This is a genomic window from Pseudomonas sp. 3JA, assembly GCF_036961705.1.
Classification (GTDB): Bacteria; Pseudomonadota; Gammaproteobacteria; order Pseudomonadales; family Pseudomonadaceae; genus Aquipseudomonas; species Aquipseudomonas fluorescens_Q.
In genome coordinates this window covers 85,531-103,706 of the sequence record NZ_JBAMDJ010000009.1, presented here as the reverse complement: position 1 = coordinate 103,706, position 18,176 = coordinate 85,531, and the positions used below count along the sequence as shown (strand labels likewise).

General features: G+C 53.3%; 16 protein-coding genes. 7 read left to right on the top strand and 9 right to left on the bottom strand.

Annotation, left to right across the window (positions count from 1 at the left end):
• Positions 1–113: 113 nt before the first annotated feature.
• From V7773_RS09525 to V7773_RS09505, 5 genes are all read right to left on the bottom strand, one after another.
• Complete coding sequence (locus V7773_RS09525) at positions 114–833, bottom strand: sulfotransferase domain-containing protein (protein ID WP_336073165.1); 720 nt, start codon at positions 831–833, stop codon at positions 114–116.
• Positions 826–1,785: a hypothetical protein gene (locus V7773_RS09520; protein WP_336073163.1), complete on the bottom strand. Its 960-nt coding sequence runs from the start codon at positions 1,783–1,785 to the stop codon at positions 826–828. The genes V7773_RS09525 and V7773_RS09520 overlap by 8 nt, the downstream gene beginning before the upstream one ends.
• 3 nt (positions 1,786–1,788) lie before the next feature.
• A complete protein-coding gene (locus V7773_RS09515; protein ID WP_336073162.1) occupies positions 1,789–2,700 on the bottom strand; it encodes a hypothetical protein in 912 nt (303 codons plus the stop codon).
• Positions 2,701–2,762: 62 nt separating this feature from the next.
• Positions 2,763–4,061, bottom strand: coding sequence for a hypothetical protein (locus V7773_RS09510; protein ID WP_336073161.1), 1,299 nt, complete (start codon positions 4,059–4,061; stop codon positions 2,763–2,765).
• A 39-nt stretch (positions 4,062–4,100) separates the two neighbouring features.
• Complete coding sequence (locus V7773_RS09505) at positions 4,101–5,192, bottom strand: hypothetical protein (protein ID WP_336073160.1); 1,092 nt, start codon at positions 5,190–5,192, stop codon at positions 4,101–4,103.
• A 767-nt stretch (positions 5,193–5,959) separates the two neighbouring features.
• Here V7773_RS09505 and V7773_RS09500 point away from each other — a divergent pair.
• Both V7773_RS09500 and V7773_RS09495 read left to right on the top strand, forming a co-directional pair.
• Positions 5,960–6,478 carry a hypothetical protein gene (locus V7773_RS09500; protein WP_336073159.1) on the top strand — a complete coding sequence of 173 codons (519 nt, stop codon included), beginning with the start codon at positions 5,960–5,962 and terminating at the stop codon, positions 6,476–6,478.
• Positions 6,479–6,587: 109 nt separating this feature from the next.
• Positions 6,588–7,769 (top strand): (R)-mandelonitrile lyase, encoded by a 1,182-nt coding sequence (locus tag V7773_RS09495; protein ID WP_336073157.1) that lies wholly within the window; start codon positions 6,588–6,590, stop codon positions 7,767–7,769.
• Here V7773_RS09495 and V7773_RS09490 read toward each other — a convergent pair.
• The gene (locus V7773_RS09490) at positions 7,757–8,650 is read right to left on the bottom strand and encodes a LysR family transcriptional regulator (RefSeq protein ID WP_336073156.1); all 894 of its coding nucleotides are present in this window, start codon (positions 8,648–8,650) and stop codon (positions 7,757–7,759) included. The two genes, V7773_RS09495 and V7773_RS09490, sit on opposite strands and share 13 nt — an antisense overlap.
• Before the next feature lie 200 nt (positions 8,651–8,850).
• Here V7773_RS09490 and V7773_RS09485 point away from each other — a divergent pair, with 200 nt between their 5' ends.
• Both V7773_RS09485 and V7773_RS09480 read left to right on the top strand, forming a co-directional pair.
• The gene (locus V7773_RS09485; RefSeq protein WP_336073155.1) at positions 8,851–9,570 is read left to right on the top strand and encodes a DUF1353 domain-containing protein; all 720 of its coding nucleotides are present in this window, start codon (positions 8,851–8,853) and stop codon (positions 9,568–9,570) included.
• A 402-nt stretch (positions 9,571–9,972) separates the two neighbouring features.
• A complete protein-coding gene (locus V7773_RS09480) occupies positions 9,973–10,314 on the top strand; it encodes a DUF6124 family protein (protein ID WP_253474162.1) in 342 nt (113 codons plus the stop codon).
• A gap of 113 nt (positions 10,315–10,427) precedes the next feature.
• Here the strand turns inward: V7773_RS09480 and V7773_RS09475 are convergent, their stop codons facing one another.
• Both V7773_RS09475 and V7773_RS09470 read right to left on the bottom strand, forming a co-directional pair.
• Positions 10,428–12,287: an ABC transporter ATP-binding protein gene (locus V7773_RS09475; RefSeq protein ID WP_336073153.1), complete on the bottom strand. Its 1,860-nt coding sequence runs from the start codon at positions 12,285–12,287 to the stop codon at positions 10,428–10,430.
• 147 nt (positions 12,288–12,434) lie between these two features.
• Positions 12,435–13,319 carry a LysR family transcriptional regulator gene (locus V7773_RS09470; protein ID WP_336073152.1) on the bottom strand — a complete coding sequence of 295 codons (885 nt, stop codon included), beginning with the start codon at positions 13,317–13,319 and terminating at the stop codon, positions 12,435–12,437.
• Between the two features lie 113 nt (positions 13,320–13,432).
• On the opposite strand from V7773_RS09470, the gene argC reads away from it, so the two are divergent.
• Entirely contained in the window at positions 13,433–14,362 is a 930-nt protein-coding gene (gene argC / locus V7773_RS09465; RefSeq protein ID WP_092141637.1) for an N-acetyl-gamma-glutamyl-phosphate reductase, read from the top strand.
• A gap of 28 nt (positions 14,363–14,390) precedes the next feature.
• Here argC and V7773_RS09460 read toward each other — a convergent pair whose 3' ends face one another.
• Positions 14,391–15,182, bottom strand: a complete 792-nt coding sequence (locus V7773_RS09460; RefSeq protein ID WP_063321525.1) for a helix-turn-helix transcriptional regulator — start codon at positions 15,180–15,182, stop codon at positions 14,391–14,393.
• Positions 15,183–15,320: 138 nt separating this feature from the next.
• On the opposite strand from V7773_RS09460, the gene V7773_RS09455 reads away from it, so the two are divergent.
• Together V7773_RS09455 and tssI are read left to right on the top strand one after the other, a co-directional pair.
• Positions 15,321–16,424 carry a polyamine ABC transporter substrate-binding protein gene (locus V7773_RS09455; protein ID WP_336073150.1) on the top strand — a complete coding sequence of 368 codons (1,104 nt, stop codon included), beginning with the start codon at positions 15,321–15,323 and terminating at the stop codon, positions 16,422–16,424.
• Between the two features lie 152 nt (positions 16,425–16,576).
• Positions 16,577–17,905 (top strand): type VI secretion system tip protein TssI/VgrG, encoded by a 1,329-nt coding sequence (gene tssI / locus V7773_RS09450; protein WP_336073148.1) that lies wholly within the window; start codon positions 16,577–16,579, stop codon positions 17,903–17,905.
• The last annotated feature ends 271 nt before the right edge of the window (positions 17,906–18,176 follow it).

Sequence of the window (18,176 nt, the reverse complement as noted above, 5' to 3'; positions counted from 1 at the left end):
GCGCCGCGTGGTCAGGCTGGGGCGCCTTGCGAGCAGGCGCTCCCGCAAACCCCCGTCTTAGCGGTGCGCCGGACACGTCGCTGGACTGCTATGAGCAAGAGCGTCACCCGCTGCTAAACTGAAAAATTGCCAGACAACCGGGGTTTCAAGTTATGTAAGTTTTCATAATGCGACGCCGCAATCTTCAGCTTGTTTTTATCAAAAAAGAATTTTCTCTTTTCGATGTTTTCAGCCTTGTATTCCTGGCCGCTAAGCGCTTTCTTGAGTAGCCCGGATACTTGGAAGCCAGGCGGGTCGTTCGGTTTAATGTACTGGCCATACTGGTCAGGAAGTGGGACGCTGCCCATGGCCTTTCTGATCAGGTTTATTTTATTGCGGCAGTCTGCTTCGTCTTCCAGGATTAAAGAAACCGAATCCATTCGCTGAAGATATTTTGTATGCACCCGTACGGTGTTTTCATAGGCTTGCGATAGGCGTATTGCTGCCTCATCCGGAGTGACTTTAAAAGAGGCAAGCCATGATGAAAAACAGTCGACAGGGTTGCGAAGAATAGTGATCAGCAGGATTTTTTCAAGGTTGAGATTGTTCGCCAAAAGTTCTACTGGATCATAGGTTGCTTCCGAGGCAAGGTATGGACCAAAGGCCTCTTTGAGCACCAGCCGTTTGCCAGCAAAATCCCGGAGTGAGAGGGTGGGATCGATTTTCATGTGCTCGCATCTTAAGATGTGCTTTAAGGGTTGGAAAATTCCTATGTAATGAGAGGACGCCAGTGCGTTGAAGAGGAATGTAGTGCCGCTTCTGCAGGGGCCAAGAATCAGCACGCAATCATACATTTAATATCTCCTTCTCGATTTGTCGCGTTAAGCCCTCTAGATCAGAATAACGCCAGTGGATACAAACAGTGCTTACCTTCTCGAGCAGCGACGCAAGTGGGAAATCTTGAGGGGCGCTAAAGCCTAGCCATTTGGGGCGCTGAGGATCTATTGGAGAAAGCATCTGGCTTGCGACAATTTCCGCCGGTGATGAGTCGCTTTGGATACGGGTTGGAAGAATTATTTTCTTCAGGTACACAGGTTTTTTTTGTATGCGCGATGGATCTACGTAGTCGGTAACACGGACAACTTCTTTTTTTGTGCTGCCTGGGATGACTAAACGGATCTCCTCAAACCACCCTAGAACTTTGAATCCTTCCCCGCTTGGAATGATGGGTAACCTGTCATTGGTCAGGTAGCCAACGTCGGGTATCTGGAGAGATTGAAGCAAACTTGTTGTTTTTCCTTGACCTTTTTCCCCTACGAAGCAGAATCCGTAATCGCCGAAGGAGACGGCAGAGGCGTGGAGTATTGCGCCACCCTGGCGTTCTATCTCTGTAACAATAAGCTGTTTCAGTAAGCGTTGAAAATCTTTGGTGAATGAGCTGTTGTTGCGATACAAGACTTCAATGGTGTTCTTGTCTATTGAGAATAGTGTTCCGGAGTTGGGGTTGTAGATTGTGCGGGAAGTATCGGAGCTGTGCTTCACAAAGCCAGTACCAAAATCGCTTATGGCATTGTCGGTAAGGGGGTTGAAAAAAACAGTTTCTGACCAGTCAGAAAGGTCTGCTTTAAAGTCGGAGGTATTTTGGCGCAGGTTGATTTTATAGTCGAAGGTGTCGCGGGGAGACTCGCTAATGGATAGGAATGGAAAAAGGTTCGCTTCATAGAGGTCTAAAAAGGCTAGTTTTTCTGTGGGCGAATGAAAGGTTACCAGGAAAATAAACTCATCGTAGTAATTCAGGTATAACATGATTCACGCCACCTTGTAGTTGGATAGTTGGTCGAGATGCATATCTATGAATTGCATGAGGCAGGTGTCGGTGCAACGCAGATTTTTTCCCAGCAGTGGCACGCCAATGAAATAGGTGGAGCCACTCGGGGTTACAACGCAAACCTCAGCGTGAATCACGCTATGGATGTTTTCGTTTAAATTGGATAAGGTTTGCATAATCGCCAATGCGCATGAATAGGAAGAGCTATTGACGACAGTATGGTATCTCTGGATTTTCCACCATTTATGGATGTCATTCTCCAAGAATGTGGAATGCAATTTTTCAAAGTCGCCACTGCTCACGTAGTCGTCCTGCTGGTTGCGAGCCTCAGAGTAGACCTTTGTAGACTTGAAACCATCAAACAGAAGTTGTTGACTGTTATTGAAATAACACTGCTCATTCAGGTTGTGTGCCCCCATCACAAAGTCGACATGCGGGCACTGAAACTTCAGGCGATTGAAGTCATTTTGAACACCAACACCTACGATGAAGGCGTCAAGTCTCTGCCCTAAATAGGTGCCTAATAATGTCGTTGGATTGGTGACCAAAATTACGTTCTTGTGATTCAAGAAGTCCAAGTAAGGGTCAATGACTTCCTTGTTGAGCTGGTAGAGGTCGCTTTTTCCGCTTCCTCTACTGGTTCGTTTCCCAGCTATCAGGATAATAGTGTCAGCCTTCTGAATGGCTTGTGGAGATCTACAGATTTCAAAATCGACCAGATTGTCCTGGAAGCTAGCTCGGAGCTTGCATTCTTGCTCGTAGCTTTCAGCGTAAAATACGATCGAGAGTTCGTTGGCTGTTCTCAGGAAAGAAACCAGCGTTTGGCCTACTTTGCCCGTGCCACCGATGATGCAAACTCGTTTGACTGGGTATCCTTCCCTGAGTAACTTCATGTTTATCCTTTGTCACAGGCTGTAGATATGTGGATTTTTCAAACTTTTTCATTGGAAAATGTCTACAGCGATGGCTGTAGTTGTTTTGCCTGGAAATAGTGTACGTTGGCGCCTAGAAATAAGAAGCTCAATAGATAGCAGAGTGAGTAAGTGGTTAACAAGGTGGAGCCTGACATGCTTGAGTCGGCATACCTGAAAATGTAACCCACATACCCTATGTAAACGACGGCGTTCATGACTATTTGGGTGATGATAGTATTGCCCAGTGCTCGAATGTGAGCCGATACGAGCATCATCAGGCTTGTGCAGCAAAACATGAAAATCAGGCTAGGGTTCAACCAGGGGTCTGTCTTATACATGTGAGCAGTAACGCCAAAAAGCTGACCGATTTCAATGCCCCATGTCACAAGGATGGCGATAGGTATAAGCATGCTCAGCGCGAGGTAGCGAAAGACCATCGACGAAAGACCTGGTTGGCCATTTCTAGATACGTAGATGCTGTGAATCTGAGTAAATGCTGAAACCGGGATTATTAGTAGGGTTGTTATGCTTACTGCAATTGAAAAAATAGACACCAGGTCTTTGTCAATTAAGAATAGTTTTTTATTGGCCATGAAAAATGCGAATCGCTGGGATGCAAGGCCAAGTCCGTTGGGGCTGCCAATTATAAAAAGGTGCCGAAGTACCGAATAATTGAAGCAGAGTCGCCAAAGCTTGAGAGTGCTGCTTTTATAGATGTAGTAGGCCAGTTCCAGGCATTCACAGCCAAGCATGAGGTACGCAATAGTGAGCGAATAATTTTCTTTGTCGCTCAGCACAAACGCCGCGCCTGAAAAAAACATGAACGGGAAGAAGTTTATGAATCGGGCGATGCTGCTGCTGTTGCCTTTTACGTGAGCCTCAAAATATGCGTTAAAGAAGCTTGTAAGAATGTATATCGATATATAAATAAGGTACACATGGCAAAACGTCAGCGCCTTATAGCTTTTTGAAAGGCTGTCTATTTCACGATCGGATGTGATTGTGATCAGGTAACAAGCGGCTGCTACCAGGAATGAACAGGCAATGACCATAAGAAAGGATGACATGAAGATATTCTCACGTGTGCGTCCTCCCTCCAATGCCAGGTTTCCCACCGCCCTGAACATGAAGGTGACAACCGTCGCGGGAAATATAAATGCTGATGTGATGTAGCTGAAAAAGGCGAACTCATCGAAGTTTTTGTTTGCAACCAGAATTCCGGCAAATGCCATGCTGACAAAGGGGAAAAAACGATTTGCAGAAAACTTGAGTATGCTGGAATAGTAAAAGTTGGCGTAACTTTGGCGCGTCGCAGCTGCTTTCATTTGGCGAAAACCCATTTTCAAATGATCTGGTACCCATAAGCCGTAGGCAGGTAATTATATTGCTCTGTGGCTTTTAGGTATTTCAAATGAGTGCGAGCTGATTGCCTTGGCTGCGGCCAGTGCATCTAAATACTCAAGACAAACATTGTCGGTTATTTTCAGGTGCTCTTTTGCACGATCAATAATCATGTCCACTGATTGTGCGTTGTCTATTAATGCCCAAAAAAGCGCGGCCGAACTGGGGAGCTCCAGGATCGCTTTAGACTCGATCGTGAGGTACCATTTTGACATATGAAACATGACGCGGGCATCCGGATTTTTGAGAATCAGCGGTTCATCACTCAGTTGATCAGTATCAACCAGCCTGGATTCAACAAAAAAAATCTCTTCCGGTACGATGTCGGCAATGATTTTGTAATCGGTGATCATTTGGTGAAATTTTTTGACAGAGATCAAATATTTTTTACTTTCAACTGTCGATGAAACTGGAATGGAAGAGGCGAGTTCAAGAAATCTACGGAAGCCAAGATGGTGCTCTCCCAGGTATCGAACTGCGTAGCGTACATGCCATTTTTCCAAGACTGATGTCGATCCGCGTATTGCCAGAAGGACACTGAGACTGTGCCTGAGTGCTTTATGTGCACTGAAGAGTGCTGAGCGCAGGTCATTAACCAACTTGAACCCCTGCGATACCTTGAGTTCACGCTCAGCGTTGAGTAAAGACAAGTCAGCGAGCCGAGTCCTGAATGTAGTAACATCAAATTCTTTTTTTATGCTGTCGAACACTGATTCCCCGCTAAGGGCAATGCCGGAATACACTCGATGGCAAATTAACATTTCATAGGCGCCGACGGACGCGAGATTTTCACCCTTTGAAATGAATTCCATTATTGAGTGTATTTTTGCGAGCGAAATTTTCGTTAGTTCTACAGGACGATCGAGTTCCGAAATCAAGACTTCTTCTTCTGTACAGTTGTCAAATACTGCATAGATGTCGTAATCGGAATTGGGTGTAGAGATTCCCTCCGTGATGGACCCTGACAAAAAACTGAAAATGGGTTGTGCCGTTGAGTGGAAATAACCTTTGACTAAGTTTTTTAAGGTGTCGAGCTCTTCAGTAGAAAGGTCTGCTGATGTTTGTTGCATGACATACCTCCATGTATGACTCAGTCCATCATCCAACTATCGATGATTTTTAATGCGTGTAAGGCTGTAGGCTCTAACAGGAATCGTGCACTTCCATGTGCGCTGGCTATCCTTGCGTTACTATTGACTACGCCGTGGCTTATTAAGCCACGCCGCCACCGCCACCGCCGCCACCACTTTTGGTAAAGGCAGCAGATGCACTGATGGCTTTCTGCTCTTGTGCACTAAGTACACGAATTGTCGTCGTCATAGTCTAATTCCTTCTAGTAAAGTTTTGTTCGAAGCAAAATCACTTCGAGCCCAAAACCTAGTCGTGGAAGAAATATTTGTCAAACGTCAGTGTGGAAAAAAGTTAAAACTTTTTTTTGGCTGAAGTGAACTGGCGCGTTGGTCGATAATTATGATATGTGCCTGAGTGGTATTATCTAGCCATCATTTTTAATTGTATTTGATTTGTAACCGGCAGGTCCGCATGATTGTTATGTCTGGGCTCTCATGCGCCTTGATTTTTAAAGAATCAGGATCATTGCAATAAGGTATTTAAGGTCGTCAGAAAAAAACGTTGAGACACGTGATACAAATTACTGTCTTCAATTCAACGCTCGGGGTATTCGGCAGCGCGTCCAACCTCAATGCCCACTGGCCCAGCGCTTTTCGCGAGCAAGGTTGTGCACTCCACCGCAAAACCTATCAACAATGGGCTACCAAATCCCTGGCCAACCGCTACCATTGCGCGCTGATCTCCCAATACCCCGGACCTCACTTCCATGAAATTGCGCCTGTGGACCGCTGCCTTGTTTTTCACCTGCACCCTGACTCACGCCGTTGAATCGAAACCCGTTCCGAAAGCCCTGGAAGAACAGATCGGGCACTTGGTAGCGCTCATCAAGGACAGCTATGCCACCGGCTATCCTGAAGCGACGCTGGTGCAGACGCTGGACACCGGCGAGGACAGCCAGGTCACCCTTGCGGTCTTCACCGTCGAGGGTTTCGGTATGGGCAACAACTACAGCCAATACCTGGCGGCCTTTACGCCCGAAGAGAACGAAGAAGGTGCGCCGCACTACAGCCTGTTGGACGTGATGCGCATCGGTGGCGACAGCTGGCGTGCTATCGACAAACTGGACGCCAAGCTGGTCAGCGACCCGACGGGTGAGCAGACGCTTATCGACATTCCTGTGATGGAGAATACCGATGACGATGCGCCGAACTTCCCAAGCAAAGCCGCGGTGATTCACCTGTCGCTGGACGGATCACAGGCAGTGCGGTTGGTTGAGATCAAGTAAGTCGGATTTATGTGATTGCGATATGAGTGCTATGTAATTGGCATGGTTTATCGATTAATGCGGCAAGGTTAATTTGTTTCTCTACGATATCAATCGAGAGGAAAGCCAAATGACTCTGCGTTCAACCGGTAGCCTTTGTTTTGCGCTATGCGCAGCGGCGCCTTTTGTCGACGCCGCCAGTACAGAAAGCACCAGCGCGTCCCGGACTTCGCAACAGATTAGTCGGGCCGGCAGCCAAGCGTCGGACGCAGGCCCGGCAGACTCTTTCACCGGGCGCGTGCGGGTCGATCCGCTGTTCCTGGCAACCGATGAAATCAATGCGTTCGGCGCCTACGTCAGCTTCGAACCGGGCGCGCGTTCGGCCTGGCACACCCATCCCGCTGGGCAGCGCTTGGTGGTGGTTTCCGGTGTCGGCCTGACGCAGGAATGGGGCAAGCCCGTGCAGCAGATCCTCCCGGGCGACGTGATCGTCTGCCCACCGGGCGTCAAGCATTGGCATGGTGCCGCGCCGACAAACGCCATGACCCACCTGGCCGTCACTGGCACGGTGGAGGGCAAAAGCGTGGAGTGGCTGGAGAAGGTCAGCGAAGAACAGTACGGCGCCACTGGAGTGTCGATGCCATCGACCAAGCCGGAGGCCGTGGCAGTTTCGCCAACCCTATCGGCCAAGCAGCAAGCCATCCCGTTGATTGCCGCCGCCATGGCGACGAGCAACATGCCCGGCCTCAATACCGCCTTGAATCAAGGGCTGGATGCCGGCCTCACCGTCAGCGAGGCGAAGGAAATCCTGGTGCAGCTTTACGCCTACAGCGGCTTTCCCCGCAGCCTCAACGCTCTCGGCGAATTGATGGAAGTGGTGGAGGCGCGCAAGCAACGCGGCGTCCAGGACAACCCGGGGCGCGAGCCCGCTCGCCTGATTCCTACCGGCGATGCGCTGCTGGCGGCGGGCAGGGCCAATCAGACGCGCATTGCCGGTGCGCCCGTCCAGGGACCGTTGTTCGACTTCGTCCCGGTCATCAACCAGTACTTGCAGACGCACTTGTTCGGCGACATTTTCGAGCGTGACAACCTGGACTGGCAAAGCCGTGAGCTGGCGACAGTCGCCGCGCTGGTGGTCACCCCCGGCGTGGAGTCGCAACTGCGCTCGCACATGGCCGCCAGCCTGCGAGTCGGCCTGAGCGCTGCGCAACTGCGGCAACTGATCCAGCTACTGGGCGAGCAGAGCGACGCCGCGGCGGCCAAGCGTGCCAGTGAAGCATTGGACACCGTTGAGGCCAGTCAACCCTCGTAGCGCAAGGCTTCGCGCAGCAGCGTGAAGGCCGGTGAACTTTGGCGGCGACTGGGATAGTAGAGGTGGTAGCCGGAAAACGGCTCGCACCAATCTTCCAGCACCCGAATCAACCGGCCTTGCGCGACGGCGTCCTGCACCAGGTCCTCTGGCATGAAGGCCAACCCCAAGCCTTGAAGCGCAGCCTCCAGGCGCATCGCGATGGTGTTGAACACCAACTGGCCTTCCACCCGGACTTTCAGTTCCTGTCCGTTTTTTTCGAACTCCCAGACGTAGAGGCCGCCATGGGTCGGCATGCGCAGGTTGATACAGTTGTGCGCCGTAAGGTCGTCTGGGATGACCGGCTTGGCATATCGGCCGAAATACGCGGGCGAGCCCACTACCGCCATGCGCATGTCAGGGCCGATGCGCAGGGCAATCATGTCCTTGGCCACCTGCGGGCCCAGCCGCACACCGGCGTCGAAACCCTCCGCGACGATGTCGGTAAAGCCATAGTCGACGATGATTTCGATGTTGAGGTCGGGATGGTCAGGTAGCAGCCTGGCGAGAACGGATTGCAGGATCGTGATCGCGGAGTGCTCACCGGCAGTGATGCGCAACTTACCCGCCGGCTTATCGCGAAACTCACTGAGCATCGCCATCTCGTTATCGATCTCTTCGAACCGCGGCGCGACCACCCGCAGCAGGTGTTCACCGGCTTCGGTCGGGGCGACACTGCGAGTGGTTCGCGACAACAACCTGACCCCCAGCCGCTCCTCCAACTGACGCATCGCCCGGCTCAGCGCCGGTTGCGACATGCCCAGCTTGGCCGCTGCGCGGGTGAAGCTGCGCTCCTGGGCGACGGCGGCGAAGATGGCGAGTTGGTCGTAGCGTTCGGTGGTCATTGATCCGTCTCTGGTATGAGCAGGGAGGGATTATGGCATTTGCCGGATTAATTGGCTGGGCCATTTGGCGCGAGGATCTGCCTGGAAAATTGACTGCTATAGTCAACTGGCAGCCCTTATGTAAGTGAAGTTCTTAGCGCCAAGCGCCATAAGACGTGATGTGAGTTGGCTGATTGCTATATCGACAAGGATAGGGTGATATGCTTAAGGCAATAGCGCTTGTGGTGCTGTTAATGGGTGTCTCAAGTACACTTTTTGCGAGTCAGTTTACAGGGGAGCTGACATTGCTCCCTGAAGGTTGCCAATTGACCAAGGAGCGAAAGTGTCAGTTAGGCTCCATGCTTACGTTCAAGGCGCCAAATGGCTTGGTTTGGCAAACCGATATTTGGAAAGCAGGCAATCATGAGTCAGGAACCACGGATGGCGCTTCGATCCCGAAATGGGCGCAACCTATAATCGGCGATGCTTACGACGAGTCTTTCTTGAAGGCGGCAATTGTTCACGATCACTATTGCTATAAAGAGAATCGGGTTCGGTCGTGGGTTGAAACGCATCGGATGTTCTATTACGCGCTCATCGATCTTGGTATTGATAAAGCCAAGGCGAAGACCATGTACTTTGCTGTCTTTACTTTTGGACCTCACTGGAAGGATGTTGTCGCTGGAGAGGTGTGTGGGGAAAATTGCATCAAGACGTTAGCGCCTTCTGGACTGGTTTCAGAAGAAAGTCAGCTCAATTGGGAGCGCTCAATAACGACGACACAGAACTTCATGGCGGCTGTTGAGGCGGATCCGAACATGAGTCTCGATGAAATCGAAGCGTATGCCGAGGCGGCCAAGCCAAATGATTTTTACGTTGGTCAGGGGAGTACGTATGTCGCCGAGGGCGTGAATGATCCCAATTTGTTACAGAAGTACTAGCTTGGTCAGGATACACGTCACATCGCACCCGGCGCGCAGCGCTTCGGTGGTGGAAGGGTTGAACGAGCTTGTCGTAGCAATCGACGGAACGAATATTCCCCATTGACTTGCAGGACATTTCCTAGAAAATTCCAGCCTCTTGCGCCTGCCGATTTCGCTGCCTAGTCTTTGTCCACCGCCACCAATTGAGCGGTCGGGTTTAGCAGCTCGGAATCACGTTAGGCGCACGGCAACTGCCTTCAGTGCGGGCATTTTTATTGCTCGAATTCTTATGGCGGCTGTGCGCAGGGCATCCTCGGGTGCGCCGGTTTCCTAACGTACCGGTCTGCTAACCTGCGCACGGCTGCCACCCACTCGTTTAGCAGCGAACGTGGCGGCTCCCACTAACGTTAGGAGCATTCCATGGACAAACTCATCCCCGACCCACCCGTTCCACCGCTGCACCTGGACATCGCAGCCGACGCCAACGCCGAACGTGTCATCGATTCCTATCTGAACCCCAAACCCGCCCAGCCTGACAAGAAGCCACCCCCGGACCAGTTGTTCACCGTCGTGGAGGGCGTCGATGCTGAAAGCCTGCTGGCCAACCTCAGCGAAACCTTGGCCTCCGCCAATGCCATGGCCGGCGATTTGGCGTTCGACCTGGAGGATTCTCGACGGCATGTTGCACTAGGGCTGCAGCAGTTGATCGAACTGGGTCTGCTATTGGCAAACCGGGCACTGGATGTCATCGACCCTAGATAGACGTTCGTAACCGGTATGGGATAGACCACTTTTTTCCAAGATATATAGGGTCGGAAGCAGGGCTGCTTCCGACCCAAAACACCCACTTGAAGATCACCCCAGGCCATCCACGCTCATACCTGATCCATCGCCTCAGTCACCCACTGATCCTCACCCAGAAACCCGCCACTCTGATGCTGCCATAGCCGCGCATAGAGGCCGTTTTTGGCGAGCAATTCAGCGTGCGTGCCCTGTTCAATGATGCGTCCATCGTCCATGACAATCAGTCGATCCATCGCCGCAATTGTGGACAGCCGATGGGCGATGGCGATGACGGTTTTGCCCTGCATCATTTCATCGAGGCTTTCCTGGATGGCCACTTCGACTTCCGAGTCCAGCGCGCTGGTCGCCTCGTCGAGGAGCAGGATCGGAGCGTTCTTGAGCATCACTCGGGCAATCGCGATGCGCTGGCGCTGGCCGCCCGACAGCTTGATGCCGCGCTCGCCCACCAAGGTGTCGTAGCCGGAGTGACCTTGGCGGTCGCTCAGTTGGCTGATGAACTCGTCGGCCTGGGCATTGACCGCGGCACGGCGGATTTGTGCGTCGCTTGCATCGGGTCGGCCATAGGCGATGTTGTCGCCAATGGAGCGGTGCAGCAGGGACGTATCCTGGGTGACCATGCCGATGGCGCTGCGCAGGCTGTCCTGCGTCACATGCGCAATGTCTTGCCCGTCAATGCGAATCTGCCCGCTGTCGACGTCATAGAAACGCAGCAGCAAGTTGATGAGCGTGGATTTGCCCGCGCCGGAGCGACCTACCAGGCCGATTTTCTCGCCCGGGCGAATGTTCAGGCTCAAGCCATCGAGCACCTGGCGTTCACCGTTGTAGTTGAAGCTCACATTGTCGAAGGTGACCGCTCCGCCGGAGGTCACCAACACCCCGGCGTCCGGCGCATCCTGCACCTTGGGGCCGCGGGTCAGGGTGGCCATGCCGTCCTGCACGGTGCCGATGCTCTCGAACAGCGAGGTCATTTGCCACATGATCCAGTGCGACATGCCGTTGATACGCAACGCCATGGCAGTGATCGCCGCCACGGCACCGGCGCCGACTTCGCCCTGGTGCCACAGCCAAAGGGCATAACCGCCTGCGGCCATGATCAAGCCCACCACCAGCGCCTGGTTGACGATCTCGAACTGGCTGACCAGGCGCATCTGGCGAAAGCCGGTCTGTTTGAAGTCCTCCATGGCCGCGCGCGCGAAATGCGCTTCACGATTGGAGTGGGAAAACAGCTTTACGGTCGTGATGTTGGTGTAGGCGTCCGAGATGCGTCCGGTCATCGAGGAGCGCGCATGGGCCTGTTCCTGTCCGACTTTCCCCAGGCGGGGGACGAAGTAGAGCATGGCCAGCCCGAACAACACGATCCAGGCAAGGAAAGGCAGCATCAGTTTCAGGGCGAAGCCGCCGGCCAGTGCGATGATCGCGATGAAATACACGCCGATTCCGGGGGCGATCTCGATCAGGGTGAACAGCACGTCACGCACGGCCAGCGCTGTCTGCATCACCTTGGTGGTGACCCGACCGGAGAACTCATCGGAAAAAAACGACAGGCTTTGCCGCAGCATCAGACGATGAAAGTCCCAACGCAGGCGCAACGGCAGATTGATCGCCAATACCTGGTGCTGCACCATGGTACGCAACGCTACCAGTCCGATGCTGCCCAGCATGACGATGCCCATGCCCCACAGCACGCGACCTTCCTGCGCCGCCGCCTCACCACCGGCTTGCCAGGTCGAGAGCAGGTCTACGACCTGACCGAGGAAAGAAAACAACCAGGCTTCGTAGATCGACACTCCGGCGCTGAGCAGCGCAAAGGCAAGGATGTAGCCGCGGGCGCCCCGTGTGCACGCCCAAAGAAACCGAGCCAGGCCTTCGGGTGGCGGCGGTACCTCGTCGGGCGGGAAGGGGTCGAGTCTTTGTTCAAACACGCGAAGCATGGAGGGTCTCCGAAACGATCGATTAGGGAGATTCTGCCACTTAAAGGCTGCTTTGAGGGTTATGTGGCGCTGTGGTCGAATTGACCGCTCTCAGGAATTGGCTCTCATCCGGCGCCGGATCGCCGTGCGCAGACGCATTCGAGGGCATCACTGCGCACTCAATTCCCACAACACATCCAGCACATGTTGCGTAGACCGCTCGATGTCCAGACTGCGGTGGGCGATACCCAGTTGACGCCACAATAAGGGCTTCAATGGCCGCATGACGATCCTGTTATCAAGCAATGGCGTGGCCGCCTCATGGGGCAACAACGTCGCACCATATCCTGCCGCCACCAGGCTTTTTATCGCGTCGTTGTAGTTCAGTTGGATACGCGGCGCAGGCTGTTGCCCATCACTGGCGAACCACTCCGCCGTCAAGCGCGAAAGACGCGTGCTGGCGTCATTCAAAATCAACGGCTGGGCGGACAACCAAGTGGGGGTCACAACCTCCGGGGACTCCCAGCGAGCCGGCAGGAACGCCATGACCGGGTCCCGTCGCCACGGCTCGATCCGCAAGCCCTTCACCGGGGACTGCGGCAGCGCAACCAAACCAACCTCCAGGGAGCCCTCGGCCAGTTTCTGCAAGGTTTCCTGGGAGGTCAGCACCGCGACTTGTACGTCGATAGCGGGGTGGCGTTGGCTCAACGACTCCAAAGCATGGGGCAGCAACTGCGCGATGGCCCCTGTGGAGGCGCCTAGCCGCACACGCCCGGCCAACCCTTGCACCTGACGTTCGATGTCCTCTAGCGCCTGCTCTGCGTCTGCCAACAGGCGCCGCGCGCGTTCTACCAGCGTGTTCCCTATCGCTGAAGGCTGAACGCGCCCGCGCGTGCGCGACAACAGCTTGCCGCCCACGCGCGCCTCCAGGTCGGCGATATGCAGACTGACGGTGGGTGGTGCAAGGTGCAGCGCACGGGCGGCCTCGGCAAACGATCCCAGGTCGGCAATCGCCACCAACGTGCGCAGACGGTCCAGGCTGATTTCGCGCATGAAAATTTCCTTGTTCAGAAAAACTGAATTTCATCGTTTGTAAATTCAACTTTTCCTATCTTAGAGCCTCGCTGAAGATTGGGCTCCTGATTTCCAATGGCCGAGAGCACTCCATGGCAAGTCCCCTTGTATTCATCGATGGCGACCAAGGCACCACCGGGTTGCAAATCCATCAACGTCTGCGCGAACGCAACGATCTGCGGCTTTTCACACTCAGCCCCGAACATCGCAAGGATCCGCAACGTCGCGCCGAAGCCATCAATCACTGCGACATCGCGGTTCTCTGCTTGCCCGACCAAGCCGCACGCGACGCCGTAGCGACCATCGAAAACCCCGCCGTTCGGGTGATCGACGCGAGTTCGGCGCACCGCACCCAGCCAGACTGGACCTATGGTTTCGCAGAGATGAATCCGCAACAGGCCCAACGCATCGCCGCTGCGCGACGGGTCAGCAATCCCGGTTGCTATCCAACGGGGGCGATCGGGCTGCTGCGCCCATTGCTGGAGGCCGGATTGCTGCCCAGGGATTACCCGCTGAACATTCATGCCGTGTCGGGTTATTCCGGAAAAGGACGTGCCGGCGTGCAAGAGCATGAGGGAGTAGGCGCAGCACAGGCGTCGGCGTTTCAGGTCTATGGGCTGGGGCTGGCACACAAGCATATTCCGGAGATTCAGCAGCAAAGCGGACTGACGCAGCGCCCGATGTTCGTACCGGCCTATGGCGCTTTCAGGCAGGGGATCGTGTTGACCATACCCTTGCACACCCGATTGCTGGCGCCAGGCGTGAGCGCGGTGCAGTTGCATGGGTGTTTGATGCAGCACTACGCCGATGCGCGCCATGTACAGGTGATGTCGATGCAAGAAGCGAAAGCGTTGACGTCCCTTGATCCTCAAGCGCTTAACGGAACTGATGATTTGCGATTGTCGGTGTTTGATAACGATGAGGCCGGGCAGGTTTTGCTGGCTGCGGTGTTTGACAATCTTGGGAAGGGCGCCGCTGGCGCGGCGGTGCAGAATCTGAACTTGATGCTTGCAGGCGCATGACCGAACAAATCAGCCCGGTGTCCTGGCTTCAATGGGTAGCGGGAACATTCTGTTTGGGCATGAAGAATCGAGCAAATAGCTCAGATTGCGACTTGATATTCAATTTTGCATAAATGTTGCGGCGGTGAACTTTTATGGTCTCCGCCGAGAGGGACAGCTTTCCGGCTATTTCCTTATTGGAGAAGCCGCTGAGTAATAAACGGAGTACGTCACTCTCGCGTGCGGTTATTTGGGTGCCAAGCTGATTGACCGTTTCCGGCCACAGAGGCGGCTCAGTCAATGTTTTCTCTACGTCAACTTCAAAACCCATGCGCTGATGCATCAATGCTGTCACCCACGGTTTTATGATGTCCAGCATGGTTATTTGTTCTTGGCTAAAGCGGACTTTGCTGCCGATGGAAATGCATAACGTTCTGTCGGCGTCGAGTTGGACATTGAACTGTGCCTCATCCATGGAGATGTACTGTGCAAAGTACTGATGGTAATACTCAGTTTCAAGAAAGTATTCCGGTGCTATATCCAGTAGGTGGAAGAAACCACTCTGTGGATTTTCCCGATTGGCTATATAGAACGGATCCAGCAAGTAAAGACCCTTCACATAGCGATGAATGAATGCGTCGACTTCTTCCGCGTCTGCTATCTCGGGAAGGCTAACAACCTGCACGTGTTGATTGCTGAAAATCAATACAACCCAATTATCGATTTGTACATATTCATTTAAGGTGCGAACAAGTGAACTCCAGAAATCTGGACGATTCAGCTGCATGATCAGCTTTCCAATCGATCGATGCCAAGCCAGGCTGTGGAGGTCAAACGGCATTTTCTACCCCTTTAGGGTTAGGGATTCGCAGGTCAAAGGTAAGTATTCGTAGGTATTTACTATTCGGTAACACCCGGTATATTCGCTGCCAGGGTTAACGATGGCCATGAGGGCGTATCGTCTTGACAAGGATGTTGCATGAGAAAGTCACATTTGCGAACCATTTTTTCCGCCTCGCTTCTCTGTGCAGGGATAAGCACATCAGTAGCGGCCGTAGAGCCCGGGATGTATCTGTATAACTGGTTCGGGTTGCTTGCGCCGGAGACGCCAAAGGAGTTTGAACAGGAAACTGGCACGCGCGTGCATATGGATGCGTTCGACAGCGCTGAAATCATGCAAAGCAAGGTCATGGCCGGGCGCACCGGGTATGACGTGGTTGTGGCGACCTCCAATGTGTTGCCCAGCCTGATCCGGGCGGGAGTCCTTCAGCCGTTGGATCGTAGTCAACTGAGTAACTTTTCACACATCGATCCTGATCTCCTGTCCCAGCTCGCAGTCAATGACCCTGGTAACCGCTACGCCGTACCTTATCTATGGGGCACTACCGGCATTGGTTATGACGTTGACAAAGTCCGGGGCGCGTTGGGTGACAATGCTCCGGTGAATAGCTGGGACCTGATCTTCAAAGAGGAAAACATTAGCAAGCTACAGTCGTGTGGTGTGGCAATGCTTGACTCGCCAAGTGAGATCATTTCGATTGCGTTGAATTACCTTGGACTCCCTAGCAACAGTAAGAACCCGGATGATTACCAGAAAGCGCAAGCCTTGCTGTTGAAAATTCGTCCTTACGTCCTCTATTTCGACTCCTCCAAAATCGACGCTGACCTGGCCGATGGCAATATTTGTGCAGTTGTGGGATGGGCTAACGGTGCCCTTGCTGCGCAGGCCATCAACGAGAAAGCCAACACGGGGCGCAAGATCGCCTACAGCCTTCCTCGCGAAGGAGCGCTGTCCTGGTCAGAGAATCTGGTTTTGCTGAAAGATGCTCCCCATCCCAAGGAAGGCATAGCGTTCATTAATTATATGATGCGACCAGAAGTTATCGCCAAGACCTCAAATCACACGCTATACCCTAACGCCAATAAGGATGCCGCTGAGTTCGTCGAGCAGAAGCTGCGAGACAATCCTTGGATTTATCCAGACAAAAAAACGATCGCGACACTTATTCCACTTGAGCCACTGCCGTTGAAGTTGGAGCGGATCCGCACGCGAATCTGGACCAAAGTGAAGAGTGGTGTCTGATCTGACTTGATTTGTATGTCTGGAAAGTAAGACGCAAACGCCGATATACAGGAACGCTGGGCGGGTGGGTTAGTACTTGTTAATCCATCAGCCCAGTATTGTTCGGGGTCTTCCGGTCCATTGCGCCGCCTTATGTAAGAAGAGAACAGCGGATGTTCAGCCCAGCCAATCAAACGCACTTCAGTTTGACCATCGAAGGTTTTGAGCACGATTTTCAAGTGCTCGCATTCACTGGAAAAGAGGCGATCAGCAGGCCTTACCTCTTCAATGTGGAGTTTGTTAGCGAGCGGTCTGACCTTGATCTCAAGAGCCTCTTCGACGTAGAGGCTTTTCTGACCTTCGACTCGAAGGGCAACGGCATTCATGGACGGGTCTACCACATCGCTCACAGCAGTAACGGTGAGTGTTTGACGCGCTACAGGCTGGCCCTCGTACCGCACCTGGCCTACTTGCGCCATCGCATCAACCAGAGGATCTATCAACAGTTCTCGGTGCCGAAAATCGTCGCCTTGATACTGGAAGAGCACGGCATTCTGGGCGACGCCTATCGGTTTCATCTGGGGGCGACCTACCCCGAGCGTGACTACTGTACCCAGTACGACGAAACGGATTTGCACTTCATTCAGCGCTTGTGCGAAGAAGAGGGTATCCACTTTCACTTCCAACACAGCACTCAAGGCCACGTGCTGGTCTTTGGCGATGATCAGTCGGTTTTTCCCAGTATTGGCCAACCCACTGCTTATCGGCATGAGAGCGATAGGGTGGCCGACGAACCCCTGATCAAGCGCATCAACCTGCGTCTGGGACAACTCACCAGTCGCATTTCGCACCGCAACTATGATTTCGAGCAACAGCTGGACATTGAAAAAGATGACAGTCCGCAGCGTTTTACCGGTCATGAGCATGGCAAGCAGATACGTCTTCGGACTATGGAGCGCCGCCATGCGGCCTATCGACAAGCTGAAGGGCAAAGTGACCAGACTCGGTTAGTCAGCGGCCATGTGCTGGAAATCTCAGGCCATCCGCGCCAGGAGTGGAACACCCTATGGCTACTGACCCAAGTCATCCACGAAGGCCGGCAACCACAGGTATTGGGTGAGAACGTCGCCCGTGGCAACACTGTGAACGAAGATGACTTTCATCAGGGTTACCGCAACCGCTTTGTCGTTCTTCCGTGGAATGTTTCCTATCGTCCGCCGTTGGCTCACAAGAAACCTCAGGTGCCAAGCATGCAGACCGCTGTAGTCGTCGCTTCAGAAGGCGAGGAGATCCAGAATGATCGGTGCTTCGGGCGGATCAAGGTCAAGTTCCCCTGGGACCGTGAAGATAGATTTGACGACAAGAGTCATTGTTGGCTGAAGGGAGCCACCGACTGGCGTTGTGAGATTGGGCCGCCTCGGATGGGCATGAAAGTCGTGGTCACATTTCTTGAGAACGACCCTGATCAGCCGGTGGTCAGCGGTTGCCTGTGTTGTCGGTGAGGGGACCGTTTTTTACGTCTTAGGCATGGGTTGCCGATCCAGTAGATTCTACTCGAGGTTTATGCAGACCTGTTCGAACCAAACTGCAAAAGTTGGCCAGCTTTCGTTCGTGCTTGCGTTGTGTGACCTGTATCGAGCCACGCCAGCCTTTGATATGCAGTAGTAGTCGCTATTGGTTGCTGACACTTCGCCAGAAAGCACTCGTCATCGATAGGGTTTGTGCTCGCCCGGCGTGTGAATACGAGTGGGGGGGACATGTGATGGCCTTCGC

Bases quoted from the DNA above. Each gene is read 5' to 3' on its own strand.
- V7773_RS09490 (WP_336073156.1), bottom strand. From the start codon at position 8,650: ATGACCACCGAACGCTACGACCAACTCGCCATCTTCGCCGCCGTCGCC.
- V7773_RS09455 (WP_336073150.1), top strand. From the start codon at position 15,321: ATGAGAAAGTCACATTTGCGAACCATTTTTTCCGCCTCGCTTCTCTGT.
- V7773_RS09515 (WP_336073162.1), bottom strand. From the start codon at position 2,700: ATGAAGTTACTCAGGGAAGGATACCCAGTCAAACGAGTTTGCATCATC.
- V7773_RS09525 (WP_336073165.1), bottom strand. From the start codon at position 833: ATGTATGATTGCGTGCTGATTCTTGGCCCCTGCAGAAGCGGCACTACA.
- V7773_RS09480 (WP_253474162.1), top strand. From the start codon at position 9,973: ATGGACAAACTCATCCCCGACCCACCCGTTCCACCGCTGCACCTGGAC.
- V7773_RS09505 (WP_336073160.1), bottom strand. From the start codon at position 5,192: ATGCAACAAACATCAGCAGACCTTTCTACTGAAGAGCTCGACACCTTA.
- V7773_RS09470 (WP_336073152.1), bottom strand. From the start codon at position 13,319: ATGCGCGAAATCAGCCTGGACCGTCTGCGCACGTTGGTGGCGATTGCC.
- V7773_RS09500 (WP_336073159.1), top strand. From the start codon at position 5,960: ATGAAATTGCGCCTGTGGACCGCTGCCTTGTTTTTCACCTGCACCCTG.
- V7773_RS09475 (WP_336073153.1), bottom strand. From the start codon at position 12,287: ATGCTTCGCGTGTTTGAACAAAGACTCGACCCCTTCCCGCCCGACGAG.
- V7773_RS09460 (WP_063321525.1), bottom strand. From the start codon at position 15,182: ATGCCGTTTGACCTCCACAGCCTGGCTTGGCATCGATCGATTGGAAAG.
- V7773_RS09485 (WP_336073155.1), top strand. From the start codon at position 8,851: ATGCTTAAGGCAATAGCGCTTGTGGTGCTGTTAATGGGTGTCTCAAGT.
- V7773_RS09495 (WP_336073157.1), top strand. From the start codon at position 6,588: ATGACTCTGCGTTCAACCGGTAGCCTTTGTTTTGCGCTATGCGCAGCG.
- V7773_RS09520 (WP_336073163.1), bottom strand. From the start codon at position 1,785: ATGTTATACCTGAATTACTACGATGAGTTTATTTTCCTGGTAACCTTT.
- argC (WP_092141637.1), top strand. From the start codon at position 13,433: ATGGCAAGTCCCCTTGTATTCATCGATGGCGACCAAGGCACCACCGGG.
- V7773_RS09510 (WP_336073161.1), bottom strand. From the start codon at position 4,061: ATGGGTTTTCGCCAAATGAAAGCAGCTGCGACGCGCCAAAGTTACGCC.
- tssI (WP_336073148.1), top strand. From the start codon at position 16,577: ATGTTCAGCCCAGCCAATCAAACGCACTTCAGTTTGACCATCGAAGGT.